Genomic DNA, 24,522 nt, shown 5'->3' with positions numbered 1-24,522 from the left:
TCAAACTGGACAGTTTATGCAAACCATCTCGAGCAATGACGGTAACGCGATCCAAGACATCTTTGGGCGCCCCAAAGCCTTGATCGGCATGATCCATTGCCCGCCTTTTCCAGGCAGTCCACGCTATCGCGGTGAGGCCATGGAAGCGATCTACGACGCATGCATGCGTGATGCTGACGCCTTGATCTCCAACGGAATGCACGGATTGATTGTCGAAAATCATGGCGATGTACCGTTTGCCAAACCTGAAGACATCGGGCCGGAAACAACCGGCTTTCTCGCTGTGGTGACGGATCGTATCCGTCGCAACTTCGATGTTCCAATGGGCATCAATGTACTGGCCAATGCGCCTGTGCCCGCCTTTGCAATAGCACGTGCAGCGGGAGCAGAATTCATTCGCGTGAACCAATGGGCCAATGCCTATGTGGCCAATGAAGGCTTCATGGAAGGACGCGCAGCCGAGGCGATGCGCTACCGATCGGCTTTGCGTGGCGAACATATTCGCGTGTTTGCCGATGCCCATGTAAAGCACGGTAGCCATGCCATTGTTTCTGATCGCTCGGTTGCCGAGCTCACACGTGACCTTGCTTTTTTCGATGTGGATGCGGTGATCGCCACGGGGCAACGCACCGGTAACAGTGCAACGCTGGAAGAGTTGGAAGACGTGGCAAGCGCCACCAACCTCCCCGTCCTGGTTGGCTCCGGCGTAACCGCCAACAACATCGTATCAATTCTCAGCATTGCAGACGCGGTCATTGTCGCGTCCTCGCTGAAAGAAGGCGGTGTGTGGTGGAACCCGGTTGAGGTCAATCGTGTAGGTTCCTTTGTTGAGGCCGCCAAACCCGCAATTGAGGTCGCTGAGTGAGCCTGTCAGACGAAATACTGCGAGCCAATGAAAGCATCTTGAATGTGATGCTAAACCATCGCTTTGTCGAAGATGTTTGTGCAGACCGTCTCCCCCCAGACGTGTTTCAACGATACGTTGCCTATGAAGGCGCGTTCGTTGAAACTGCCATCGCCATCTTTGCCTACGCGGTTGCGCGCGCTCCTGACATGGAAGCCAGCCGCTGGATGATCGGTGTACTGGACGCACTCGCCAACGAGCAAATCCCGTACTTTGAAGAGCGCTATCAAACCCTCAACATCACACAGCTTGCCGATCTCCCCCCGCAGGCTGCTGCGTTCGACAACGGCATGCACGAACTGGCAAAACAAGGCGATTTTCTTGATATCGCCACAGCCATGTTTGCCGCCGAATGGATGTACTGGTCGTGGAGCAAGCGAGCCATCACCTGCCAGATTTCCAATCCAGACCTAAAAACCTGGATCGCCCTGCATGTAGACGACACCTTCGCAGCGCAGGCCATGTGGCTGAAACAGGCGATCGACCGCTATGGCAACGCAAGCGATCTCTCACGCCTGTCCACCATCTTTGCCAAAGTGACAGAGTTGGAAATTGCATTCCATCACGCGCCCTATGAAGAAGCCGACCCGTCATGACACACCACTTTTCAGACAGCGTGATGACCGTCCTTGGTCCAGTAAAGGCCAATGATCTTGGACAAACGTTGATCCATGAACACATCTTGAACGATTGCACGTGCTGGTGGCGGGGTCATGACCCACAGTTCACTTCGCCTGTGCGCGATGTGCCAGTGAGCCCAAACATCCTTTGGCAACTGCGAAACGACCCTTTCGCCAACAGACACAACTGCGCCCTGGATGACGAAGCGCTCGCCATCGAAGAACTGGGCCTCTTCACCGCAGAGGGTGGCCGCACGATAGTCGATCCAACCTGCCAGGGTATTGGCCGCAATCCAGAGGCCCTACAACGCATTGCCCAAGCGACTGGTCTCAACGTCATCATGGGATCAGGATACTATCTTCAAGCTTCCCATCCAGAACACCTGGCAACGATGTCTGCGGAGGATGTAGCCGACGAACTGGTCTTTGAAGCTGAGAATGGTGTGGGTCAAAGCGGCGCTCGTATCGGCTTGATCGGTGAGATTGGTGTTTCGGCTGACTTCACGGACGAGGAGCGCAAAGTGCTGCGCGGCTCAGCGCTTGGTGCTTTGCGCACTGGCCTCCCGCTCATGGTGCATCTGCCAGGCTGGGAACGCCTAGCGCACGAGGTGCTTGATGAGATCGAGAAATATGGCCAGCCGCTGGACCGGGTCATCCTTTGCCATATGAACCCCAGCCATGCTGACCGCCAGTACCAACGCCTGCTCGCACGACGTGGCGCCTACATCGAATATGACATGATGGGCATGGACTATTGGTACGATGACCAAAAGGTCCAATGTCCAAGCGATGAGCAAACGACTTAAGCCATCGCCGCGCTTTTTGCGGATGGCTTTGGCGAGCAAGTCCTGCTTTCGCAGGATGTTTTTCTAAAAATGATGCTCTGTGCCTATGGCGGCAACGGCTATGCCCATGTGTCGCGCTATGTGCTGCCCCTTTTGAAACGGCTAGGCCTCAGCTCACAAGACCTGCATCTCCTGATGGTGGACAATCCTCGGCGGGCGCTTCTGCAACGAACAAATGAAGGACACTAGAATGACCAACGTACTGCTTGTCGGTGAAAGCTGGGTTAGCGCAGCCACACACTTCAAAGGCTTTGATCAGTTCGGCAGTGTGACCTTTCATACCGGCGCCAAACAGTTTCTATCCGACATGAAAGACGCTGGTCTGAACGTGACCAACATGCAAGCACATGAGGCCGCTGAAGCCTTTCCGACAACGCTGGAAGGCCTCAGCGACTACGATGTGATCATCCTATCGGATATCGGCGCCAACACGTTGCTTTTGCATCCCGATGTCTGGTTGCGCGGCGAGCGTGTCGCCAATCGCATCGCCCTCATTGAAGAGTGGACGCGCAAAGGTGGCGGTCTCATCATGATCGGCGGCTACTTCTCCTTCCAAGGCATTGATGGCCGAGCGCGCTGGCACAAAACAGCGGTTGAAAAGGCGCTGCCAGTTACCTGCCTTCCCAGCGATGATCGTTTGGAGATTCCAGAAGGAGCAAAGCCTGTGGTCAAAGCACCTGATCACCCTATCCTATCAGGCATTACGGGTGACTGGCCTTACCTGCTGGGCGTTAATGAGGTGGAACAGAAAACCGAACCAGGCATCGAATGCGTGCTTGAGCTTCCTGAAGCGCAGCGCAGCCTACCATTGCTGGTCACGGGCCAGCACGGCGAAGGGCGCACAGTGGCTTGGACATCAGACATGAGCGAACACTGGCTGCCCCCAGCTTTCCTCGCATGGCCAGGCTACAAGACGCTTTTTGCAAACATGATCCATTGGGCCGCCGCCCGCTGATGGTTCGCGATAAAAAGCCAATCAGGCTTTTACCGACCGCAACCATCCTAACGTTGCGTCCGTATCGCCGCCTGGCTTGTACTCCGCACCCAACGGCTTGCGATAGCCCAACGTGTCGAGCAATTTGAAGATGTATCCATAGTCGACCTCACCGTGATCAGGCGCACCGCGATCTGGCACCGAGGCGAATTGGATGTGGCCGATGCGCGGCATCAAGCTCTTGAGCCGATTGGTAATATCTCCCTCCATCAGCTGAACGTGGTAGCAATCAAACATGAGATGCAGCGCGTCTGAGCTGACTTCGTCGATGATGGCGACAGCTTGCTCAGTGGTTTGCAAAAAATAGTCCGGCGCATCGTACCGATTGAGCGGCTCAACAAGGAGACCGATATCAAGCTGCTCTGCTTTGGCACACGCGTACCGCAGATTTTCAACAAATGTGGCATGGGCATCTGGGCCACTGGCAAAACCCGCCATTACGTGCACCTTGCCCGCACCGATAGCATGAGCGTAATCAATGGCTTGATCGATCGCTGCCCGTGCTTCCGCTTCACGACCCGGCAGTGCCGACAACCCATTGTCGCCCGCGCCAGTGTTGCCGCGGTTCGTATTGAGCCCAAGCATTGCGAGCCCAGTCTCGCTCAGCGCCTGCACCACCTGCTCGGCAGGCGTGTCGTAGGGCCAGTGGCACTCCACCGCGTCAAACCCAGCGCGTTTGGCAGCGCGTATGGCATCCGGCAAGGACAGTTCGGTCCACAGAAATCCCAGATTGGCCGAAAAAATCATGCCTCCCACTCCACGTTGAACTTGGTGACCAAGCCATCAATCTGTTCCGCCGTCAGCATACGGGCCTCAAACCCGCGCATCAAAACGGCCAAACGAGCCATGTCTTCGAATTCTTCGATGGCATTGCAGGCCGCCTCGATGTCCTTGCCAGCAACAACGGGTCCATGGTTGGCCAGCATCACAGCGGAGCGCTTTCCTGCCAAACCGCGAACAGCCTCGCCCATCGCCGGATCGCCAGGCAAAAAGAACGGGAGAAGCTTCACTTTGCCCAATTTCATGATCGCGTAAGGCGTCAGCGGTGGCAGAAAATTGTCTTCATCCACCTCCGGCATCAGTGACCAAGCAACCGAATGGCATGAGTGAAGGTGAACGACGGCACCAGCCGTACTGCGCGTGTCGTAAAACGCTGTGTGCAGCGGCATCTCTTTGGTTGGTGGATCACCATCGATAAGCGTGCCCTGCGCATCGAACCGGCTAAGCCGCCCCGGATCAAGACGGCCAAAGCTGGTACCGGTGGGCGAAACCAGCAAACCACCGTCTGGCGTGCGCGCCGAGATGTTGCCGGTGCTGCCACCGGTCAATCCACGGTCAAACATGGACTTGGCAAGCAAACACATCTGTTCGCGTAGTTTGGCTTCGCTCATGTCGCCTCCAAGAGATCAAGGGCGTGGCTAAAAAACGTTTCAGAGCCAAAATTGCCAGACTTCAGAGTCTAAAGCGATGGGCACCCCTGCACTCTGGCTGTACGTCCAGGGCACTCCAGGAGCAATCTCAACCCCGATATCAAGCCGCGTAACTCCAAGTGCTTTGGTAACAGCGCCTGAGGTTTCACCTCCTGCAACGACAAAGCGGCGAACCCCCTTCTCACGCGCTGCGACCGCAAGGGTCGCCAACGCATCTTCCACCAATTGTCCGGCGCGCTCGACACCCAACGCATCCTGCGCTGATCTCACGTCTTCCGGTTCAGCAGATGCATAGAGCATGGGTGCTGCCCCCCGGCTTTGGGCAGCAAGCCAAGCCAATGCCTGGGTCGGCCCTTCGGTAGCCAAAATGTGTGGATCAAGGTGAAACGACGGCGCTTGTGCTGCGTATTGCGCAACTTGGTTGCGTGTCATGGCAGAGCAGCTGCCAGATAGAATGATAGAAGGCGCGTCTACGTGCGGTTTTTTAGTGTCACCGCTTGTTACATCACTCATACCTTGAGCAGCGTACAAGGCCGGCAAAGGCATAGCCAAAGCACTGCCACCAGTTAGCAGGGGCATGGCGTGGCACGCTTCAGCAATGAGGCTGAGATCCTCATCAGCCACAGCATCGACCACAATATGAGCGACACCATCGGCTTTCAGTTCTTCGAGAGCCGAGCCGATGGCCTGTGAACCCTTGGCAACCGTTAGTCGATCCACCAACCCCACAGATTTGGTCACCTGGGGTTCAAGCAGGCGCATCAGATTGCTATCGTGCATGGGTGTGAGCGGATGATCTTTCATTGGGCTTTCCGCAAGCGGCTGCTGGCCAACAAACAAATTGCCCATAAAGATCGACCGACCATTTTCTGGAAAGGCAGGACAATAGATGGTTTGATCGGTCCCGAGATCAGCCATCAAGGCTTCAGAAACCGGACCGATATTGCCCTCTGAGGTCGAGTTGAAAGTCGAGCAGTACTTCCAGAAGAAATGCTTGGCACCTGCTTGTTGCAACCAGGCAAGCGCGCGGCGGCACTCCAGCACAGCTTCCTCAACTGGAGCGGTACGGCATTTAAGGGCGATCACTTCAAATGGGGCTGTTTCGCTAGGTGGCTCATCCGGCACGCCGATGCGCAAGCTAACCGGTGCGCCACTGCGTGCCAACAGGCCAGCCAGGTCGGTCGCACCAGTGAAATCATCAGCAATGCAGCCCAAACGAATGCTCATAAATCCTCCATACCAGGCAGTGTTACTTTGCCCTTACGCGCCAGCAATTTCGCAACCGCTGCATCATCTTCAGCGCCCATGCCAGCAAGGCTTGCTTCTTCAAAAAGGCTCAGCGCAGCTTGCGTCATCGGCGTTGGAAACGCTTGGCCTTTGGCCTCGTTGGAGACAATGCCCAGATCTTTGACAAAGATATCGACCGCTGAATGCGGCGTGTAATCACCGGTCACGATGTGAGCGCCGCGATTTTCAAACATCCACGAGTTGCCAGCGCTCTCGCGGATAACCTTGTAGAGAGTGTCCAGTTCAACGCCGATGCTGGCCCCAAGGCTCATCGCCTCGGCCGCTGCTGCAATGTGAACACCGGCAAGCAGTTGGTTGATCATCTTCACCCGGCTGCCAATCCCCGGCGCATCGCCCAAGCGAAACACCTTCCCAGAGATCGCAGCCATTGCTGGTTCGGCCTTGGAGAACGCCTCAGGTGATCCAGACGTCATCATGGTCATGTCGCCGGCTTCCGCTTTCAGCGATCCACCTGATACAGGTGCGTCAATCACCAGCATGCCACGTTCGGCCAGATCATGGGCAATATCCTGAGCGGCACTTGGCGGCATGGTCACGCAAAGCACAAACACCGTGCCACGCCGTGCGGCGTCGACAGCGCCTCTCTCTCCAAAAAGCACCTGCCGGGTCTGCGCTTCATTAACAACAAACACAAACACGATGTCAGCGCTTTGGGCGGCTTCTGACGGCGTTAGGGCAGCAACCCCACCAGCCTGCTGGAGACGCAAAAGCACATCCTGACGCAAGTCCACACCAATCGTCGGCAAGCCGGCTCGCAACAACGATATAGCCGCCCCCCAACCCATAGAACCGAGGCCGATCACAGCGCTGGTGGGGGGCGTCTCAGTTGAACTTGCCATCACGCCTGCCCTGCGCGCGCAACGCTTGCTGCGTCACGTCGCGTGGTGCGCACGCGGTAAACTTTGTCCGAGGACGTGATGAACATATCGGCGCCATACTCGCCACCGAAGCAAAGATTGGACGTAGCCGCAGGCAGAATGATCTTACCCATCAAGCCTCCATCGGTGTCTAGACAGCGGATGCCATCCATCGCTGATGTCCAGACATAACCTTCATGATCAACCCGCAGGCCATCGGGCACGCCAGGATGTATCTCGGCGAACACCTCGCCGCCTGAGAGCGTGACGCCATCCACATCAAACACCCGGATATGATGGGGCAAGCCGTAGTCGATGCCAGGAAAGCTAGCTCCTTTGATCGCACCGGAATCAGCGATGTAGAGGCGCTTTTCATCTGGCGAGAAAGCCAAACCGTTTGGCTTGTCGAAATCGGTGGCAACAGCATGCAAGCGGCCATCCGTTGAGACACAATACACAAAACAGCCAGCTTGTTCGCTGTTGGCCAAATACCCTTCTACATCGCTGTTGATCCCATAGGGTGGATCGGTGAACCAAACCGAACCATCCGAACGCACAACGACATCATTGGGCGAGTTCAGAGGTTTACCGCCAAAGCGGCTAGCGATCACATCGATACTGTCAGAATCCTCGGGCACAGCACGACGCACGACGCGGCGACCGCCATGCTCGCAGGAGATCATCTGGCCATTCAAATCCAGCGTGTTGCCATTGGCGAACTCACTGTTTTCAAGGGCAATTCGAACACCGGTCCTTTCGGTCCAGCGCAGCATCTTTTTGTTGGGGATGTCGTTGAAATACAGACCGTCATTCAACCAAACCGGCCCCTCAGTCCATTTGCAACCCTTCGCAATCACCTCCGGTGGGGTGGTGATATCAACGAAGCTCTCAAAGAGCGGATCAACAGTCTCATAGGCAACACTCATGCACGCGTTCCTTTTCTCCGAAGGGTTTGGAACAGCAGCATGATGATGATGATGCTTCCGAAAATGATGTTCCGCCACGCCTCGGAGATTTGAAACACCGAGAGAATGGACGTTAGGATCGTGATAAAAAGAACACCGCCAATGGTGCCGACCAACGATCCGCGACCACCTAGGATCGACGTGCCACCAATGACGACCGCCGCGATGGTAGGCAGCAAGAACGGATCACCCATCGACTGGTAAGCTTGGTTGGCATAGCCAGCCAAAAGAACGCCGCCCAAAGCCGAGCAGGCGCCCGCAATCATGAACGCGGCGAAGATCACGCTAGGTGTCGAGACACCAGACAAAAACGTCGCCTTCTCATTGTATCCAATCGAAGAGAGATAGCGGCCAAAGCCTGTCAGCGAAAAGAAGAACCCCAGAACCAGCGCGACGGCCATCCAAAGGAGAAAGGCAAATGGTACGCCAGCAACCGTGCCGGTGGCAGCTTCAATCATGAGTGGCGAAGCAACACCGCGCGGGCTGAAGCCACCGGTGTTGAGCACGGCCACCCCAAGCAACATGGAGTTGACTGCCAGGGTCCATACCATCGAGGGAATACGAAACACCGCAACCCCAACGCCATTGACGATGCCCACCAGCACGCCAAAAAGAAGCGCAGCGGGCACAGCAATCGCGCCCAATACGGCACTGTCTGTACCAACCAAAGCGGTGGATATGATCGCCGCTCCGCCGAGAACCCAGGGCACCGACAGATCGATATGGCCAAGCAAGATCACCACGGTTGCGCCGAGCGCCAAAACGCCGAGGAAGGATGCAACCTGTAACTGCTGCAGTAGATAATCCAGGCTCAAAAAGCGCGGCACGAAAAACGAACCAATGATGATGATGGCGGCCGTCGCCAAAAACGGAATGGCAGCATCAAGATCAAAGCTTGGCCGTTTGAGAGAAAGCGTTGTCATCGCCGGAAGGCCTCCAAGCGGTTGCGTTGACGCAAAATCGCGAGGCTACCGACAGCAATGGCTGTGGCGAGCACCAACCCCTCCACGAAGGGTTGTGCCAATGGCGGTAGTCCGGAGAAAAACATCAAGAACGCAATGGTTTCTAGGATGAACGCTCCAATGACAGCGCCGATCAAGCTACCGACACCCCCACTAAGCGCAACGCCGCCCAGCACCACTGCTGCGATGGAATTGAGTGTGAAGTTTGCTGAAATACCAGCATCACCTGTCGTTGTGACATAGCTGAAGTAAGTGCCAGCGAGCCCGGCAAAGAAGCCGCCCAGTGCAAACGCAGCAATGCGCACCGTGTTGATCGGGATACCCGACTGGTACGCGGCCGTTTCAGACGATCCCAGTGCGTAGATCGAAAGGCCAAGGCCACTGCGGCGCAGCGGCAACCAGAACGCGCCAATGATAATCGCCAGTATGACGAGCGCGGTGGGAACACCGAGCACATCCAGCGTCATGGCATCGGCAAGGTCGAAATTTATACTGCCGCCTGGCGTCGGACGCAAAAGCAGCGCGAAACCCACGTAGATCGATGCGGTTGCCAATGTCACAATGATTGGTTGAATGCGTCCATAGACGACGATCAAACCATTGATGGTGCCGCACGCCGTGCCAACCGCGAGCACCAAGAGCGTCCCACCGAACAGACCCAACCCGCTTCCCGCAAGGACGTAGGAAGCAACCGTGTTGGTCAGCGCCATCATCGCACCAACGGACAAGTCAATACCGCGAACGAGGACCACGAAAAATTGTGCGATCGCCGCCAACGCAAGCACAAGACACTGGTTGGCCCATATGGTCATAACATACGTCGATGGCCCGCGCGGATGCGTGGCAAGATACGCGATCAATGCAACGACCAAGATGGCAAAGGCAATCAGCTCGCGTCGGTTGGATTGAAGGAAATGACGCATCTTAGGCCGCATCCTCCATGGTCTGCGTCAGCCCAAGGTTCAGCGAAGACGCAATGATGTTTTCGGCGGTCAGATCATCGCCAGATAAACGGTTCACGACTCTACCAGCGTAGAATATATGCACCTCATCACAAAGATGGAGCAGCTCTTCGTAATCGGTGCTAAGCAGAAGAACCGCTACGCCGTCATCGGCAAGCTTACGCAAGAGCGCGTAAATCTGCGTCTTGGTCTTCACATCGATGCCGCGTGTAGGATCGGCGAGCAGCAAACACTTCGGTGAAAGCACCAGCCACTTGATCAGGGCAACCTTCTGCTGGTTCCCCCCGGAAAGGTCTTCAACCGGCTGATCCAGGCTGCGGCACTTCAACTCTAGCGCTTCGATAAAAGCCTGAAAGCTGCCCTCACCTGGCGCATCGTCTCCTGATCGGCTGGTTGCGGCCAGTTCCATGTTTTGGCGGATCGATTGCGCAAGGATCAGACCCTCGGTCTTGCGATCCTCTGGCACCAGAGCAATGCCAACATCCGGTGCCTTGGCGTCTTTAGGTGACCCGAGATCAAGAGACTTTCCATCCATCGTGACGGCACCGTCGGTCTGCTTCAACAGACCAAACAGTCCTTGCAGCACCAGCATCTGTCCTTGACCATCCAGGCCGCCAAGGCCGGTGATCTGACCGGCACGCAGAGACAAGGAGACATCATGTATCTCACCGTCCCAGCCGAAATTTTCCAGACGCAGAACTGCCTGCGCACTAGGGTTTGGCTCGGGTTTGGGTGGGAAAAGCTCATCAAACGACTGGCCAACCATCTTATCGATGATTGCCGGATAGTCGTAAGCACCATTGGCAAAGGTATCGATATGCTTGCCATTGCGAAACACGGAGATGGTGTCAGCCAGCGCCTCAATCTCGTGGAAACGGTGTGAAATAAACAGAACACCGGTACCATTGTCGCGCTCTTGGCGGACAATCTCAAAGACCTTCTCGACAACCGATGCGTTGAGCGCTGAGGTTGCTTCATCCAGAATCAACAAACGCGGCGCACGGCTGAGCGCCTTGGCAAACTCAACCTGTTGACGCTCGGCGAGCGTTAGATCAGCGACAAGGGCTTGAAACGAGATCGAGGCACCATCGATCTGATCGAGGATTGACCGCGCGCGCTCCAATCCATCTGCCTTCAATCGCCCAAGGCCAATGCCAGGTGCGCCCAGCAATAAGTTATCGCGAACGGTCAAATCCGGTACCAGCGAGAGCTCCTGGAACATGCAGATGAGACCGAGGTCCATCGCAGCGCGCGGTGAGGAAAGCTTTTGCTCTTTACCGTCGACAAAAATCGACCCTTCACTTGGCTCGATCACACCTGCGATCAACTTCATCAGTGTCGACTTGCCCGCTCCGTTCTCACCCAGAATGGCGTGAATTTCGCCGGCATGACAGTCAAAGTCCACGTCGCTGAGCGCAGCGGTTGGGCCGTAGAACTTCGACGTACTCGACAGACGCACCAAGGGTGTTTGTGTTTTGGACATTCTTTCTCTCGTCAAAGATCGAAACTGTTCAAACAACCACAGTCATGGCGTTCTAGAGCCTTGGTCAATGCTATGCGCAAGAGTGGCACCCCATCCTGGGGTGCCACTCTTGCGCTTAGCTTACTCGACGCTTTGGCCAAGCAGCTCTTCGGGGGAGAACGGTTCAAAGCACTCGGCAAAGCCCGTGCCGGTGTTGAACGAGTTTGGCAGATCGGGGAAATAGTTCACCCCTGCTTCCAAGTCAGCGGCAGGTACTTGCGGAATCGGCAAGAAGATAGTTTGCGGCAATGCGTTGCCCTGAAGCAGCGCCACCGCAGCTTCCAGCGCAATAGCGGACATAGCAGGCGCCTGACTTGCTGAGATGCCAGGAATATCATGCTCATCCATCAAGATGCGCACACCATTTTCGCCATCCACGCCCATCGGCACGATAGGGTGATCAGCAGCCAGCATCGCATTGATGGTGCCTGCCGAGCCGTGCTGTGAGACCACGCCATCAAACTGACCATGGGTTGCCAAAGCATCAGCAACAACCCTCTGGCTGGTACCCGTGTCCCAATTGCCAACGACCTCAACAATCTCAAGACCATCAACCTCTTCAAGCACGCTCATCATGCCCAAACGACGATCACGGTCGGTAGCATTGCCTGGCAAACCGTTGACCATCAGGATCTTGTCGGCTTCCCCGCCAAGCTCATTCATCACCGTCTCTGCTTTCAAGCGACCGAGAGCAAACTGACTTTCGTTCACCTGCACAACCTGATCGGTGTCGAGAACGTTGTCGAACGGCACAAGAATGGTCCCTGCCCGATCCGCGCGGCGAATAACGCCTTCAAACGCGGTTGGGTTAACAGCAATGAAGGTGATGGCGTCGTAACCAGCGGCAATGAAGTTATCGATGGCCGCAATCTGGGCGGCGCTATCATCACCAACCGAGACGACATCAAACTCTTCCAAGTTGGCAGCGTTTTCCGGACGCGCCGCCCAAGCCTGAGCGGACTGGATGGCCTGGATGCGCCAGTCATTGCCGGCAAAGCCGTTGACAAAAGCGATGCGGTAAGGCCCTTCGCGCTCATCGTACTCGATAACGGCGGAATCTGGAGCTGGGGCAAAGCACTCAGCGCGATGCGTTTCGTGATCATCAGCTGCGGCGGGCTTGCTGAGAAGCATTGAGCCAGCGATGGTACCTGCCATCAGCACGGCAGCGGTAAGAGCGATTGGTTTCATTGTGTCCTCCCAGGACCATTGGATATTTTTGTTTGTGTAGCGCCGTGATGGCGGCTTGCATGTTTGACAGCGCATACGTCTATCTTGTTATGTTAGCGCAAACACATTTGCCAGGCCATACTCATGATTGCGCAAACATATGTCAAGGCTAGACTTTCAACCGTGAAAAATGGTCTGTCTGCAAACCGAGGGGGCAAGGTCACATGGTGAGCAAAAAAGGGGTCGGGTCAGTCGCGCGCAGACCGACGATGAGCGACGTTGCTCGGCTCGCCGATGTTAGCCAAATGACCGTTTCGCGTGTCATGCGCAAAACCGGTTATGTCAGCCAAGACATTGTTGAGCGGGTGCAAAGCGCCTCAGCTAAGCTTGGCTATGTTCATAACCGCATTGCTGGCGGTCTTGCTGGTGAAAAAAATGCGCTTGTTGGCGTTGTGCTTCCAACGCTGGGCAACCGCGTGTTCACCGAAGTTCTGACTGGCATCACACAGGCCCTCGCCTCCTCCAGCGTCCAGCCGGTGTTTGGTGTATCGGAGTACTCCACTGAAACCGAGGCTGCTCTGGTCGAAGACCTGCTCTCCTGGCGCCCCATGGGCCTCATCTTGCCCGGCCTAGAGCAAAGCGAACCGGTCCGCAGGATGGTGGAAGCCTCTGGTATCCGCACAGCTCAAATCATGGATATCGACGGACAACCGCTGCAGGGCGAACATGCGGCTTGCTTTGGTTTCTCTCAGGTTCGAGCGGGCGTGGAAATGGCCGAGCATCTTTTGGACAAAGGCTATCGGCGCTTTGGCTATGTCGGTAGCCAGGTCGATTTGGATTTGCGCGCCGCCAAAAGACGCAACGCTTTTGTGGAAACAATCGAACGAAACGGCGCTCAGCTGGTGGCCGAACGCCAATCCGATGAGCCATCATCCATGGTGGTTGGCCGTAGTCTCACCGCAGACGTCTTATCCGACGGCACACCACCGGAGGCCATCTACTACGCCAATGATGACCTCGCTTGCGGTGGTCTGATGCATTGTATCGCTGACGCAATCAGCGTTCCTGATGACGTTGCAATCGCCGGCTTTAACGGCCTCAACTTCCTGCAGTCCATGCCTCTGAAAGTCACCACCACACGCACACCACGTTACGATATCGGCTTTCAAGCCGGGCAGTATGTGAGCGGTGCGCAGCAGATGGATGGTCAGCTGGTAGACCTCGGCACGACCATAGTGCGCGGGGAAACAAGTTAAGGGTCCTAGGCTTGTTGCTGCTCTCGTTGGTAGGCGAGTTCTGCACAATAGGTCTCAAGCGCTGCACGTGTGCCCTGCTGCCAGATCAGCGTCAACCAATGTTCAAAGGCCGAAGAAAAAACGGGAGCTTGTCCGAGCTCTCCATAGATCGCCTGCTGGTCGAGCCAGACGCCTGGCCTATCCCGGGCTGATTGAGCAGCTGCAAGTAGGGATGACCAGTTGGGGTCGTTCGCCTCGATCGCCGAACCATCTTCACGCGTTCCAAAACACATACGCGCCCAAAACGCCTCAACCAGAGCCAGACCAGACACCTCACCGCCCACTGCCAGAGCATCCCGGATAATTGGCAGAACAAAGCCTGTATGGCGTGAGGAACCATCAAACGCCACCCTGCGCGTGGTATCTTTGATCGACGGGTTGGCAAAACGCTTTGAGATCAGATCGAGATAGTGCTGTGGGCTCATCTCAGGAACTGGCTCAACCCGTGGAATGATCTCATCTTGCTGCACTTTTCGAAAAAAATCGCAAACACCAGCGTGCGCCATACAGTCGGCGATGGTTTCAAGCCCAAGTATCTCGCCCACATTGGCAAGCACCTGATGCCCAGCGTTGAGCATCCGTAGCTTCATAGCCTCATACGCATGCACATCACGAGCAAACGTGACACCAACCTTATCTAAGTCCGGACGTCCCGCGCAAAAATCATCCTCAATCACCCATTGGCGAAAGTTTTCGTGGGTCACTGGGACAGCATCATCAATGCCTAACTCCCGCACCAGCGAGAGTTCATTGGGCCCAGTGGCCGGCACGATGCAATCCACCATTGAGTTAGGAAAGGTGCATGTCTGATCGATCCAAATCGCCAGATCAGGATCATGAAGACGCGCAAGCGATACCACCGCCTGGCGCGCAATCGCACCATTGCCCTGAAGATTGTCGCAGCTGAGAATACTGACTGGTCCAGCACCCGTCTGGCGACGGCTTTTCAGCGCTGCAATGATCGCTCCAAAAGCAGTAATCGGCTTTTCAAGCGAGACCGCATCGCGCTGGATATCAGCATGAGATGTGTCGAACTGATTGGTGGCCGGATCAAGATAATACCCCCCCTCCGTCACCGTAAGACTGATAATGCGAACCGAGGGTTGCGCCATGGCCGATATGAGACCGGCGTGGCCTTCTTCAACCGGCAGATAGTCCACCATGGACCCAACAACCTCGGCTGAGGATCCAGCAGGGTCCAACTCCACAAGGGTGGTCAGACAGTCTTGCGCTAAAAGCCTTTCGCGCATCACCGCATCATAGTGGCGAACCCCCGCGCCCAATATGGCCCATTCATAGGCTTCACCCGTCTGCATCAAGCGGTGCAAATACCAAGCTTGATGGGCGCGGTGAAAATTCCCAACACCGATATGCACAATCCCCGGTTTGAGATCAGACCGCTGGTAAAGCGGGCGCTCCACGCGTGCTGGGAGCTGACTGAGAGTGGCACTGGACAGCGTGATCAACTCATCCATTGACCGCCATCCACATTGTAGGTCTGCGCGACGATGTAGTCGGCTTCATCGCTGGCAAGAAAAACGGCCATGCCCGTCAGGTCGTCGGCGGTGCCCATTCGACCAAAAGGAACACCCTCACCAACTTCGTTTTTCTTCTGACCGGGGGCCTTGTTCTCCAGTTTTGCAAAAAATGCATCGACGCCGTCCCAATGGTCGCCATCAACCACGCCTGGTGAAATCGCATTCACATTGATGCCGTGTTTGATGAGATCAAGGCCCGCCGACTGGGTGAGGCTGATAACAGCAGCTTTACTGGCGCAATAGACCGCCACCAGCGGCTCACCGCGGCGTCCAGCTTGACTTGCAATATTGATGATTTTGCCTCCGCCGCCGCGCGCGATCATATGGCGAGCAACGGCCTGCAGCGCAAACAAGGTGCCAGCGACGTTGATAGCGAACACCCGCTGAAAGTCTGCCGGTTCGATATCAACAATTGGCGCCGCGGAGAAAATCGCAGCATTGTTGATGAGAACATCGATGCGGCCCATCGCATCAACCGCGGCATCCACGCCTTCTGTAACGCTGCGCTGATCGCTCACATCCATTGCAACGGCAGTTGCCGCAGACCCAAGCGTCTCCGCCGCTTTCTGAGCAGCTTCCTTGTCGATGTCAGCGATAACAACCCGCGCGCCTTCGCGTGCATACGCTTGCGCGAAGGCAAAGCCGATACCGCGCGCCGCGCCTGTTATCAGCGCGCACTTGCCTTCCAACCAATTCATTCGATGCGTAGTCCTTCGGCATCGAAACGGTGAATACGCTCAGCATCGGGCGTGAGGTAGATCGTGTCGCCATGATGCATGTCGACTTCGCCACCGGCGCGCACCGTTATCGGCTCAGAGCGCCCTTCCATATGCACATGGAAGAAGGTGTCAGAACCCAGATGTTCTGAAACGCCAATGCGACCCTGCCACGTGCCCTCTGTGGAAGATGTAACAATATGCTCAGGTCGAATGCCGATGGCGTGTGCGCCGTGCTTGCTGGCTTCCTCGCCTTCCAAGAAGTTCATTTTGGGCGAGCCGATAAATCCGGCGACAAAACGATTGCGCGGCGAACGGTATAGCTCAAGTGGACTGCCAACCTGTTCAATCCGCCCAGCTTGTAGCACCACAATTTTGTCCGCCATGGTCATGGCTTCGACCTGATCGTGGGTCACGTAGATCATCGTGGTTTTCAGACGCTCATGCATCTCGCTGATTTCCAGGCGCATACCAACGCGCAGCGCCGCATCTAGGTTAGAAAGCGGCTCGTCGAACAGGAAGGCAGATGGCTCGCGCACAATCGCGCGGCCAATCGCAACACGCTGGCGCTGACCGCCTGAAAGAGCCGCGGGGCGACGATCAAGATAGTCTGTGAGGTTGAGAACGGCAGCAGCTTGCTCAACTCGCTTGTTTTGCTCTGCCTGGTCGAGGCCTGCCATCCGCAGCGGGAAAGCGATGTTTTTGCGCACGCTCATATGCGGGTAAAGGGCGTAAGACTGGAACACCATCGCCAAGCCGCGCTTGGCCGGCGGCACGTTGGTCGCATCGGTACCATCAATGCGGATGGAGCCGCCTGTCATGTCTTCCAACCCCGCAATCAGCCGCAATAGCGTGGACTTGCCGCAGCCGGACGGACCAACGAAGACGACAAACTCGCCATCGTTGATATCCAGATCGAGTGGATGGATCACCTTCACATTGCCAAAGGACTTTTCCACTTTGTCGAGAACGATGTTTCCCATTGTGATTGTCCCTATTTAACCGCGCCGAAGGTGAGGCCGCGCACAAGTTGCTTTTGGCTGAACCAGCCGAGGATGAGGATTGGCGCGATGGCCATCGTGGATGCCGCCGAAAGCTTGGCAAAGAACAAGCCTTCCGGGCTGGAATAGCTGGCAATGAACGCTGTCAGAGGAGCTGCCGAAGCGGCGGTGAGGTTCAACGTCCAAAACGCCTCGTTCCACGCCAAGATGAAATTGAGCAAGATAGTCGAAGCAATGCCGGGGATCGCCATTGGCGTGAGCACGAAAAGAATTTCCTCTTTCAACCCGGCGCCATCCATGCGCGCTGCTTCCAGGATTTCTCCAGGTATCTCGCGGAAATAGGTGTAGAGCATCCACACGATGATCGGCAGGTTGATGAGCATCAGCACAACCACCAGCCCAATGCGTGTATCGAGCAGCCCCAGCTGAATGAAGATCAACGAGATCGGGTAAAGCACACCGACCGCCGGAAGCATTTTGGTGGAAAGCATCCAAAGAAGAATGTCTTTGGTGGCCTTTGACGGAACAAACGCCATAGACCAAGCAGCTGGGACCGCAATGATGATGCCAAGCAAGGTTGATCCACCCGCAACAATCACCGAGTTCCAGAGGAAGCGCATATAGTCGGAACGTTCCTGAACGACGGCATAGTTTTCCAATGTCCAATCGAAGAAGAAGAACAGCGGCGGATCATTGATCGCCTGTGCTTCGGTTTTGAAGCTGGTCAGGATCGTCCAATAGATCGGGAAGAAAATCAGCAGACCAACACCCCAAGCCAGGGCCGTGGTGAAGATTTTGCGCTGTGTTGTGACCGAGCGTGCCATCGTCGTCTCTCCCCTACTTATCCAAGTTCTTGCCGACGATGCGCATCAAGAAGATCGCAACGATGTTGGCGAGGATGATGGCGTAGACACCACCTGCCGATCCCAGCCCGATATTCTGGCTGTCAATGACGCGTTGGAAGATCAGGTAGGTCAGCGTGCGTGTGCCAAACGCACCGCCGGTGGTGACAAAGATTTCCGCAAAGATTGAGAGCAGAAAAATCGTCTGGATGAGGACCACGATGGTGATCGCCCGAGAAAGGTGCGGCAGGATGATGAACCAAAAGCGCTTGAGCGCTGGCGCACCATCCATCTCAGCGGCTTCAAGCTGCTCGCCATCAAGCGACTGAATGGCTGTCAGCAAAATCAACGTGGCGAACGGAAGCCATTGCCAGGAAACGATCATAATCACTGATTGAAGCGAGGCATCTGACAACCAAGAGACCGGCTCAGCCCCGAAAAACCGCCAAAGGTGCGCCAAGATCCCATTCACGGGATCCATGAACATGTTTTTCCAAACCAATGCAGAAACGGTTGGCATCACGAAAAAAGGCGCAATTACCAGGATGCGCACCACCCCCTGCCCCCAGAAGGGCTGGTCGAGCAGCAACGCCAACAGCACACCGAGCACGACAGTGATCAGCAGCACGCCGCCAACCATGATCAGGGTTGTCTGAACACTTGGCCAGAACGAGCTGGAAGAAAGAAAGCGGGCGTAGTTTTCAAAACCCACCCAGTCGAGGCCACGCTCAAGGCTGTCTCCGCGCAGTGGCAGATACCGTTTGAACGAGAAGTAGAGCGTCATCGTCAACGGCACCAGCATCCAACCAAGAAGGAGGATCACAGCGGGCGCCATCATAATGCGGGCGGCGGATCGGGATGCTTTGGTGGCCATGGTGCGACTTCCGGATACACTTCTTTCGTTGACGGGATTGCCGACAGAAGACGACATCACCCGACGGAGGCATGATGAAGGGTATTGGGTGGTACGGTAAGGATCGAGGGGCGGAGGAGGAAAACCGCCCCTCGCGTGTGTCACACGGCGCTTAGCGGTAGCCGGCGGCTTCCATCGCGTCGTTTGTCAGAGCCTGGGCTTTCTCCAAGGCTTCTTCCACACTTTGCTGGCCTGCATAGGCAGCCGAGAACTCCTGGCTGACCTCTGTGGCAATCCCAGCAAACTCAGGGATCGCGACAAACTGAATACCAACATAAGGCACCGGATCGACTGTTGGATTGGTCGGGTCCGCCGCGTTGATCGAGTCCAACGTCATCTGAGCAAACGGAACCTCTTGGTACTCAGGGGTCTCGTAGAGCGAGGTGCGTGCGCCAGGAGGAACATTGGCCCAACCCTCATTTTCGGCCACCAGCTCAATATAGTCACTGGATGTTGCCCACTCGATGAACGTTTTGGCAGCCTCTTCTTGCTGCGTACCAGCGGGGATCGCCAAAGCCCAAGCCCACAACCAGTTGGAGCGCTTACCAAGGCCAGTGTCTGGTGCAAGAGCAAAACCAACGCTGTCAGCCACAGTGGAGTCGTTCGGGTTGGTCACAAAGGACGCTGCAACCGTGGCATCAATCCACATGCCGCACTTGCCCTGCTGGAAGAGCGAGAGATTCTCGTTGAAGCCGTTGGTGGCATATCCTGGAGGGCCGGACTCTTCCATCATGCCGACGAAGAAGTTCAGCGCTTCAGCCCATTCGGGTTGATCGAACTGAGCATTCCAGTCCTCATCGAACCAACGCGCCCCAAATGAGTTTGCTGTTACCGTGATGAAAGCACCGCCCTCACCCCAACCGGCCTTGCCACGCAGGCAGATACCGTTGATGTCGTTGTCGCGGTCAGTCATCGCCGCAGCCGCTTCGCGGATGAACTCCCATGTCGGCGCCGTTGGCATTTCCAGGCCAGCAGCTTCCATCAAGTCTGTGCGGTACATCACCATCGAGCTTTCGCCGTAGAAAGGTGCGGCATAAAGTGTTCCATCATGCGATAGGCCGTCGCGCATCGCGGGCAGGATGTCATCAACATTGTATTCAGCTGACAGGTCGTCCAGCGGAATCAGCCATTCATTGGCACCCCAAATTGGGGTCTCGTACATGCCGATGGTCATGATATCGAACTGGCCGCCATTGGTGGTGATGTCAGTTGTGACGCGCTGGCGAAGAACGTTCTCTTCGAGCGTCACCCACTCCACAGCGATACCAGTTTGCTCAGTAAATTGGTCGGTGTAGCCCTGCATACGGATCATATCGCCATTGTTGACCGTGGCGATGGTGATCGTAGCGTCTTGTGCGACTGCAACGCCGCCAGACATGATCAACGTCAGAGCTGTGGCTGTGCACAGCTTCGATGCAAAAGACATGGTGTCTCCTCCCGGGACATTTGTTTGTTTTTAGGGGGAGCAGCGTACTGATGAAAATTCGAGCGTGTCAATTAAAATTTTACGCGCGTAAAATTAAGACATCTCATCAGGCCGAGGCGCGTATCACCAACCGACCATGAAAAAGTGTTGTTTTCCTGTCGGTTGGGCGCTCAGAATGATCATCAAAAAGCCCTGTTAAAAGCTCCACACTACGCGCGGCGATAGCGTCGAAATCCTGAGAAACCGTCGTAAGTGGAGGACATGTGAAGCGTGAAAACGGATGGTCATCATGGCCTGCCACACGCAAAGCACACCCATCACCGCGGCCAACGCGCAGCCCCTCTTCATAAGCGGCAGCAAGGAAGCCAACAGCCAACCGATCATTGCCGCAAAGCACGGTATTGGATGAGAAAGCCCGCTCGCGCAGGGCCTTGATGCCAGCCTGATACCCAATCGCTTCGAAGTCCCAGCCTTCGCCATCGGCATATACGATGTGCGCCTCATGCCCCAGGTCTTGCATGGTCTTCTTGTAGGCCCGCAGCTTGGAACGAACGTTTGGGTTCGGCGCTGACCGTCCTTCAAAAAAGCAAGGTGGCTCTCCTGATTCACAGAGATACCTGACGATCGCACCGATACTCTGATCATTGTCGAGGCCGACAAACCCCTCACCCAAATTCTCAATGTTGCTGTCAAACAAAACCGAAGGCACATCATCACAAAAGCTCGAAAGCGCCTCTTGGTCGGACAAACGCCCAAGCGGCGCAAGCAACGCACCAGCAGGCTTCATCGCCAGCAAGCTTTTGAGATTATCAACTTCAAGCTCGGGTTCGCCATGTGAGCTGAAGACAATCGGGCGAAAGCCAGCATTGTGGCACAACCGCTCAATGGTGCGGGCGATCTCAGCGAAAAAGGGATCGGCCAAAAATGGCACCAAGATGCCCACCGTACGGGTCAATCTACGGTTCTGGTTCACCGCATACATGTTGGGCGTATAGTCGTAACGCTCCAACGCCTCTTCGATCTTGGCGCGCGTCGATTTACGCACGCTGCTTGCATCGAAAAAATATTTAGAAACCGTTGGCCGCGACAAGCCGCTGACGCTGGCAAACTCTTCCATAGTTTTGATCTTGGTATCAGACATCGCGACGTTCTAAACCAGCAAACCGCTCCATGCCAAATGATCGCGCCTCGGCTCGGTCGATCTTATGAAAAGCCCTAAACGTGCAGATCAAACACGATGATGCCATCATGGCCGCCGACGCACATATCAACCATCCTGGCGCCGAGCTCTCGATGCAAAGGGTGGTTTTCATAGGCCAGATGCGCATCCCTGTCGGCGAAGGTCACAATGAAACCATCGCGGTAGGCGTCTGACTTGTTCTCATAGTCAAGGTTCGGCCCGTAGCAATAGTCGAGCATACCAGGAACGTCATCGGCTACAGCAGCAAACCCAGCCAACACCTTGTCCCGTTCGATCTGCGAACAGTCTGGTTTGAAATTCACGAACACACAGTGTTTTAACATCGACATTCCTTTGATCAGCACGAGTCTGAATCTGAACCAAAGAAACACGGAACGCATTGAAATCTCAAGGCAACCACGCAACCGGCGAGCCTTTGATCAATAGCTGTAGAACGGATACGGGCCTTCAAAGTCACCTAGATGCACAAGGTGCGACTGAAAACCTGATCCAATCCATCGGTGCAGCAGCATACCCGGCGGTTCCAGCATCAGACTGTTGGGCTCTTCAGCGCGAAACTCCAGTTTCACCGCGTGCGAGGTCCCCGGCGCGATTGTGGCCGGGATGGTACCAAGCCGGCTCACGACCATACGATGCACATGGCCACAGATAATCTGGACCTCTCCATCATAATCACCGAGCATCGAGAGCAACGCATCGCGATTGTCAAAACCCTGCGCATCCATCGTTGGAATGCCCGTGAGAAACGGCGGATGGTGAACCGCTATCATTACCGGCTTGGGCGACAATCCATCGAGTGCAGCTTTTAGGAATGTCAGCCCCTGTGTGCAAAGCGCGCCACTGCCCTGCCCTTCGACCAGCGTATCGAGACCTATGACTGCAAAATCATCAAACGCCAACAGCCATTGGATCGGGCCATCGGACGGCATCCAGGTTTGGCTTGAGAACGCAGCACGCATAGGCTCGCGCCTATCGTGGTTACCCGGGACAGCAAACACTGGTGCTGGCAGATCACGCGTCAGGTCGAGGAAGCGTGCGTATTCGTCCGGCTTTCCGAAATCTGTCAGATCACCGGTCACAACAATCGCGTCGATGGCCCCTAGCTGCGGTGCGATCTGCTTGATGACAGCAACGCCGTCAGCCAAAGCCGTGGCGGTATCGACCACGCCATAGGCGCGCTCACCAGCGCTGACGATGTGAGTATCAGAAAGTTGAAGGATAGTGGTCATGTCAGTTGATGCAGTCCGTGAAACTAGAGAAGAAGGGCCTCATCGGCGTTGATCGCCAGGCGCACGGGCTGACCACGTTGTGGTGGCGTGCTACCGCGATAGGTGGCCGGGATCGGCGCAGGATTAAGACCTGCAACAAGCACACGGTGATGGGTGCCCATGAAGGTGGTTGCAGCCACTGTCCCTGAAAGGCTCCCCGTCTCATCGACCATCAAGCTTTCCGGGCGCACAAACACTTTGCGGTTACCAGCAGGTTCGCGTGTCCGGAACCGCCCGGCACCAGTCACCCACTCATCACCTTCAGCTTTGCCATCCAGCGGCACCGCATGGCCGACAAAACTGGCCACGAAAGGTGACGCCGGTTGCTGATAAAGCGTCATTGGTGTGCCGATCTGTTCGATACGACCAGTGTTCATCACCGCGATACGGTCAGCAATGGCAAGCGCCTCACTTTGATCGTGCGTGACGAAAATTGCCGTTGTTCCGATGGTACGCAACAAACCGGCAAGCTCATCGCGCAGAACCTCGCGCAAAGCTGCGTCAAGCGCCGACAAGGGCTCATCCAACAGCAAAAGTTTCGGACGCGGCGCGACCGCACGTGCTAACGCAACACGCTGTTTCTGACCTCCAGACAACATGGTGTTGGCGCGATCTGCCAGCCCTTCAAGGCGGCAAAGTCCCATCACCTCATCAACGCGCGCGGTGATCGTTGCGCGTGGCTGCTTCTGCATTTTCAGGCCGTAGGCGATGTTCGCCCGCACGCTCATATTGGGAAAGAGCGCATAGTTCTGGAACACAATGCCCACCCGGCGCGACTCGACAGGTAAGGCCGTAACATCCTCTTCACCTAATTGAATCCGGCCACCGGAATCAGGCGTTTCAAGTCCAGCGATTAGACGCAGCAGCGTGGTTTTTCCGCAGCCAGAGGGTCCAAGAAGAGCAACAATCTCGCTATCACCAACAGCAAGGTCTGTTGGCAAAAGCGCCCGCGTGCCATCGGGAAAGGTCTTGGCGCACCCGGTGAGAGAAATGGTCATGGGTTGATGGCTCCTGCCCATTTCTGAGCTTTGGCGCTCGCCCACTGCATGGCAACCAGCAGTGGAACGATCATGATAAAGAAAACAAGCGTGTAGGCCGAGGCGATCTCAAGGCGCATCGAGGCGTAACTGTCCGCCAGACCAACGGGCAGCGTTTTGAGAAAGGGCGTATGCAGCATCCAGGTGAGATTGAACTCACCGATGGAGAGCGTCACCACAGTCAATGCACCGGCCAGAATGCCGGGCGTCGCGTTCGGTACAACGATATCGATGAACCTCCGCCAGGGTGGTGCGCCAAGCGAGGCCGCGCCCTCTTCTAGGGTTTTCAGGTCAATGGCGGACAGAACGGCAAGAACCGATCGCACCATGAACGGCAGAGTGTAGAGCACGTGGCCGACAAGGATGAACGTCCATGAAACACGAAAGCCGCGCATCGTGCCGTAAAGCTGCAACAGTGCGAGTGCTAGGGCGAGACCCGGCACCGCCAAGGGCAGTGAGATGAACTCTTCCAGAACACGGCTCCAGCGACCGGGATTACGCGCCAAGGCGTAACCGGCGGGCACGCCAAGTATCAGCGTGCAAACGAGGCAAGCCAACGCAATGCCGATAGATAGAAAGATGCTGTCAGCATAAAGCACCCAAACTTCGCCCACCCAGCGCAGCGTCAAACCAGAGGAGAGGCCTTGAAAATAGTTCCGGGTAAGGCCAGCCAGAACCGATAGAAGTGTCGGAACGAAGAGGAAAAGGCACGCCGCAAGCGTGACGATGATTTGAAGGGTGCGTGCCAT

The 24,522-nt window shown here is 55.9% G+C and carries 23 protein-coding genes and 2 pseudogenes; 5 read left to right on the top strand and 20 right to left on the bottom strand.

What is annotated here, in order from left to right:
- Nucleotides 1–16 precede the first annotated feature (16 nt).
- The 4 genes and pseudogenes from ABWH92_RS13120 to ABWH92_RS13105 all read left to right on the top strand — a co-directional run bounded on the left by ABWH92_RS13120 (nucleotide 17) and on the right by ABWH92_RS13105 (nucleotide 3,324).
- Nucleotides 17–865, top strand: a complete 849-nt coding sequence (locus tag ABWH92_RS13120; protein ID WP_375569052.1) for a BtpA/SgcQ family protein — start codon at nucleotides 17–19, stop codon at nucleotides 863–865.
- 47 nt (nucleotides 866–912) lie between these two features.
- Nucleotides 913–1,500: a TenA family protein gene (locus ABWH92_RS13115; RefSeq protein ID WP_375574243.1), complete on the top strand. Its 588-nt coding sequence runs from the start codon at nucleotides 913–915 to the stop codon at nucleotides 1,498–1,500.
- A pseudogene (locus tag ABWH92_RS13110) lies at nucleotides 1,497–2,558 on the top strand (phosphotriesterase). The gene ABWH92_RS13115 and the pseudogene ABWH92_RS13110 overlap by 4 nt, the downstream one beginning before the upstream one ends.
- Nucleotide 2,559: 1 nt before the next feature.
- Nucleotides 2,560–3,324, top strand: coding sequence for a glutamine amidotransferase (locus ABWH92_RS13105; protein WP_375569050.1), 765 nt, complete (start codon nucleotides 2,560–2,562; stop codon nucleotides 3,322–3,324).
- A 21-nt stretch (nucleotides 3,325–3,345) separates the two neighbouring features.
- Here ABWH92_RS13105 and ABWH92_RS13100 read toward each other — a convergent pair whose 3' ends face one another.
- From ABWH92_RS13100 to ABWH92_RS13060, 9 genes and pseudogenes are all read right to left on the bottom strand, one after another.
- Nucleotides 3,346–4,110 carry a hydroxypyruvate isomerase family protein gene (locus tag ABWH92_RS13100; RefSeq protein WP_375569048.1) on the bottom strand — a complete coding sequence of 255 codons (765 nt, stop codon included), beginning with the start codon at nucleotides 4,108–4,110 and terminating at the stop codon, nucleotides 3,346–3,348.
- Nucleotides 4,107–4,754: an aldolase gene (locus ABWH92_RS13095; RefSeq protein ID WP_375569046.1), complete on the bottom strand. Its 648-nt coding sequence runs from the start codon at nucleotides 4,752–4,754 to the stop codon at nucleotides 4,107–4,109. Before ABWH92_RS13095 ends, ABWH92_RS13100 begins: the two co-directional genes overlap by 4 nt.
- Nucleotides 4,751–6,020: pseudogene (otnK, locus tag ABWH92_RS13090) on the bottom strand (3-oxo-tetronate kinase). The gene ABWH92_RS13095 and the pseudogene otnK overlap by 4 nt, the downstream one beginning before the upstream one ends.
- Nucleotides 6,017–6,940, bottom strand: coding sequence for an L-threonate dehydrogenase (gene ltnD / locus ABWH92_RS13085; RefSeq protein WP_375569044.1), 924 nt, complete (start codon nucleotides 6,938–6,940; stop codon nucleotides 6,017–6,019). Before ltnD ends, otnK begins: the two are co-directional and overlap by 4 nt.
- Nucleotides 6,940–7,884 (bottom strand): SMP-30/gluconolactonase/LRE family protein, encoded by a 945-nt coding sequence (locus ABWH92_RS13080; protein ID WP_375569042.1) that lies wholly within the window; start codon nucleotides 7,882–7,884, stop codon nucleotides 6,940–6,942. The genes ltnD and ABWH92_RS13080 overlap by 1 nt, the downstream gene beginning before the upstream one ends.
- Nucleotides 7,881–8,846: an ABC transporter permease gene (locus ABWH92_RS13075; protein WP_375569040.1), complete on the bottom strand. Its 966-nt coding sequence runs from the start codon at nucleotides 8,844–8,846 to the stop codon at nucleotides 7,881–7,883. Before ABWH92_RS13075 ends, ABWH92_RS13080 begins: the two co-directional genes overlap by 4 nt.
- A complete protein-coding gene (locus ABWH92_RS13070; RefSeq protein ID WP_375569038.1) occupies nucleotides 8,843–9,808 on the bottom strand; it encodes an ABC transporter permease in 966 nt (321 codons plus the stop codon). Before ABWH92_RS13070 ends, ABWH92_RS13075 begins: the two co-directional genes overlap by 4 nt.
- 1 nt (nucleotide 9,809) lies before the next feature.
- The gene (locus tag ABWH92_RS13065) at nucleotides 9,810–11,330 is read right to left on the bottom strand and encodes a sugar ABC transporter ATP-binding protein (RefSeq protein ID WP_375569036.1); all 1,521 of its coding nucleotides are present in this window, start codon (nucleotides 11,328–11,330) and stop codon (nucleotides 9,810–9,812) included.
- 120 nt (nucleotides 11,331–11,450) lie between these two features.
- Nucleotides 11,451–12,557 (bottom strand): sugar ABC transporter substrate-binding protein, encoded by a 1,107-nt coding sequence (locus ABWH92_RS13060; protein WP_375569034.1) that lies wholly within the window; start codon nucleotides 12,555–12,557, stop codon nucleotides 11,451–11,453.
- A 248-nt stretch (nucleotides 12,558–12,805) separates the two neighbouring features.
- On the opposite strand from ABWH92_RS13060, the gene ABWH92_RS13055 reads away from it, so the two are divergent.
- Entirely contained in the window at nucleotides 12,806–13,792 is a 987-nt protein-coding gene (locus ABWH92_RS13055) for a LacI family DNA-binding transcriptional regulator (RefSeq protein ID WP_375569032.1), read from the top strand.
- A gap of 5 nt (nucleotides 13,793–13,797) precedes the next feature.
- Here the strand turns inward: ABWH92_RS13055 and ABWH92_RS13050 are convergent, their stop codons facing one another.
- The 11 genes from ABWH92_RS13050 to ABWH92_RS13000 all read right to left on the bottom strand — a co-directional run bounded on the left by ABWH92_RS13050 (nucleotide 13,798) and on the right by ABWH92_RS13000 (nucleotide 24,522).
- A complete protein-coding gene (locus ABWH92_RS13050; RefSeq protein WP_375569030.1) occupies nucleotides 13,798–15,306 on the bottom strand; it encodes a mannitol dehydrogenase family protein in 1,509 nt (502 codons plus the stop codon).
- The gene (locus ABWH92_RS13045) at nucleotides 15,294–16,067 is read right to left on the bottom strand and encodes an L-iditol 2-dehydrogenase (protein WP_375569028.1); all 774 of its coding nucleotides are present in this window, start codon (nucleotides 16,065–16,067) and stop codon (nucleotides 15,294–15,296) included. Before ABWH92_RS13045 ends, ABWH92_RS13050 begins: the two co-directional genes overlap by 13 nt.
- On the bottom strand, nucleotides 16,064–17,068 hold the full coding sequence (locus ABWH92_RS13040; protein WP_375569026.1) for an ABC transporter ATP-binding protein: 1,005 nt from the start codon (nucleotides 17,066–17,068) through the stop codon (nucleotides 16,064–16,066). The genes ABWH92_RS13045 and ABWH92_RS13040 overlap by 4 nt, the downstream gene beginning before the upstream one ends.
- An 11-nt stretch (nucleotides 17,069–17,079) precedes the next feature.
- Nucleotides 17,080–17,910 (bottom strand): carbohydrate ABC transporter permease, encoded by an 831-nt coding sequence (locus ABWH92_RS13035; RefSeq protein ID WP_375569024.1) that lies wholly within the window; start codon nucleotides 17,908–17,910, stop codon nucleotides 17,080–17,082.
- A gap of 13 nt (nucleotides 17,911–17,923) precedes the next feature.
- Complete coding sequence (locus tag ABWH92_RS13030; RefSeq protein WP_375569022.1) at nucleotides 17,924–18,802, bottom strand: carbohydrate ABC transporter permease; 879 nt, start codon at nucleotides 18,800–18,802, stop codon at nucleotides 17,924–17,926.
- Between the two features lie 151 nt (nucleotides 18,803–18,953).
- Nucleotides 18,954–20,219, bottom strand: a complete 1,266-nt coding sequence (locus ABWH92_RS13025; protein ID WP_375574242.1) for an ABC transporter substrate-binding protein — start codon at nucleotides 20,217–20,219, stop codon at nucleotides 18,954–18,956.
- Between the two features lie 154 nt (nucleotides 20,220–20,373).
- Nucleotides 20,374–21,408, bottom strand: coding sequence for a LacI family DNA-binding transcriptional regulator (locus tag ABWH92_RS13020; RefSeq protein ID WP_375569020.1), 1,035 nt, complete (start codon nucleotides 21,406–21,408; stop codon nucleotides 20,374–20,376).
- 74 nt (nucleotides 21,409–21,482) lie between these two features.
- Nucleotides 21,483–21,791: a Dabb family protein gene (locus ABWH92_RS13015; protein ID WP_375569019.1), complete on the bottom strand. Its 309-nt coding sequence runs from the start codon at nucleotides 21,789–21,791 to the stop codon at nucleotides 21,483–21,485.
- A gap of 96 nt (nucleotides 21,792–21,887) precedes the next feature.
- Entirely contained in the window at nucleotides 21,888–22,697 is an 810-nt protein-coding gene (locus ABWH92_RS13010) for a phosphodiesterase (protein WP_375569017.1), read from the bottom strand.
- Nucleotides 22,698–22,720: 23 nt separating this feature from the next.
- Nucleotides 22,721–23,734, bottom strand: a complete 1,014-nt coding sequence (locus tag ABWH92_RS13005; protein ID WP_375569015.1) for an ABC transporter ATP-binding protein — start codon at nucleotides 23,732–23,734, stop codon at nucleotides 22,721–22,723.
- The gene (locus ABWH92_RS13000) at nucleotides 23,731–24,522 is read right to left on the bottom strand and encodes an ABC transporter permease (protein WP_375569014.1); all 792 of its coding nucleotides are present in this window, start codon (nucleotides 24,520–24,522) and stop codon (nucleotides 23,731–23,733) included. Before ABWH92_RS13000 ends, ABWH92_RS13005 begins: the two co-directional genes overlap by 4 nt.

The organism is Ahrensia marina, from assembly GCF_042140245.1.
Taxonomy (GTDB): domain Bacteria; phylum Pseudomonadota; class Alphaproteobacteria; order Rhizobiales; family MH13; genus MH13.
Note: the sequence above shows the minus strand (reverse complement) of the source record. Positions and strands in the feature narration are given on the sequence as shown.

Bases quoted from the DNA above. Each gene is read 5' to 3' on its own strand.
- ABWH92_RS13080 (WP_375569042.1), bottom strand. From the start codon at position 7,884: ATGAGTGTTGCCTATGAGACTGTTGATCCGCTCTTTGAGAGCTTCGTT.
- ABWH92_RS13095 (WP_375569046.1), bottom strand. From the start codon at position 4,754: ATGAGCGAAGCCAAACTACGCGAACAGATGTGTTTGCTTGCCAAGTCC.
- ABWH92_RS13000 (WP_375569014.1), bottom strand. From the start codon at position 24,522: ATGGCACGCACCCTTCAAATCATCGTCACGCTTGCGGCGTGCCTTTTC.
- ABWH92_RS13040 (WP_375569026.1), bottom strand. From the start codon at position 17,068: ATGGGAAACATCGTTCTCGACAAAGTGGAAAAGTCCTTTGGCAATGTG.
- ABWH92_RS13120 (WP_375569052.1), top strand. From the start codon at position 17: ATGCAAACCATCTCGAGCAATGACGGTAACGCGATCCAAGACATCTTT.
- ABWH92_RS13055 (WP_375569032.1), top strand. From the start codon at position 12,806: ATGAGCGACGTTGCTCGGCTCGCCGATGTTAGCCAAATGACCGTTTCG.
- ABWH92_RS13075 (WP_375569040.1), bottom strand. From the start codon at position 8,846: ATGACAACGCTTTCTCTCAAACGGCCAAGCTTTGATCTTGATGCTGCC.
- ABWH92_RS13035 (WP_375569024.1), bottom strand. From the start codon at position 17,910: ATGGCACGCTCGGTCACAACACAGCGCAAAATCTTCACCACGGCCCTG.
- ABWH92_RS13005 (WP_375569015.1), bottom strand. From the start codon at position 23,734: ATGACCATTTCTCTCACCGGGTGCGCCAAGACCTTTCCCGATGGCACG.
- ABWH92_RS13105 (WP_375569050.1), top strand. From the start codon at position 2,560: ATGACCAACGTACTGCTTGTCGGTGAAAGCTGGGTTAGCGCAGCCACA.
- ABWH92_RS13015 (WP_375569019.1), bottom strand. From the start codon at position 21,791: ATGTTAAAACACTGTGTGTTCGTGAATTTCAAACCAGACTGTTCGCAG.
- ABWH92_RS13050 (WP_375569030.1), bottom strand. From the start codon at position 15,306: ATGGATGAGTTGATCACGCTGTCCAGTGCCACTCTCAGTCAGCTCCCA.
- ABWH92_RS13060 (WP_375569034.1), bottom strand. From the start codon at position 12,557: ATGAAACCAATCGCTCTTACCGCTGCCGTGCTGATGGCAGGTACCATC.
- ABWH92_RS13115 (WP_375574243.1), top strand. From the start codon at position 913: ATGCTAAACCATCGCTTTGTCGAAGATGTTTGTGCAGACCGTCTCCCC.
- ABWH92_RS13030 (WP_375569022.1), bottom strand. From the start codon at position 18,802: ATGGCCACCAAAGCATCCCGATCCGCCGCCCGCATTATGATGGCGCCC.
- ABWH92_RS13025 (WP_375574242.1), bottom strand. From the start codon at position 20,219: ATGTCTGGCGGCGTTGCAGTCGCACAAGACGCTACGATCACCATCGCC.
- ABWH92_RS13010 (WP_375569017.1), bottom strand. From the start codon at position 22,697: ATGACCACTATCCTTCAACTTTCTGATACTCACATCGTCAGCGCTGGT.
- ABWH92_RS13065 (WP_375569036.1), bottom strand. From the start codon at position 11,330: ATGTCCAAAACACAAACACCCTTGGTGCGTCTGTCGAGTACGTCGAAG.
- ABWH92_RS13100 (WP_375569048.1), bottom strand. From the start codon at position 4,110: ATGATTTTTTCGGCCAATCTGGGATTTCTGTGGACCGAACTGTCCTTG.
- ABWH92_RS13070 (WP_375569038.1), bottom strand. From the start codon at position 9,808: ATGCGTCATTTCCTTCAATCCAACCGACGCGAGCTGATTGCCTTTGCC.
- ABWH92_RS13045 (WP_375569028.1), bottom strand. From the start codon at position 16,067: ATGAATTGGTTGGAAGGCAAGTGCGCGCTGATAACAGGCGCGGCGCGC.
- ABWH92_RS13020 (WP_375569020.1), bottom strand. From the start codon at position 21,408: ATGTCTGATACCAAGATCAAAACTATGGAAGAGTTTGCCAGCGTCAGC.
- ltnD (WP_375569044.1), bottom strand. From the start codon at position 6,940: ATGGCAAGTTCAACTGAGACGCCCCCCACCAGCGCTGTGATCGGCCTC.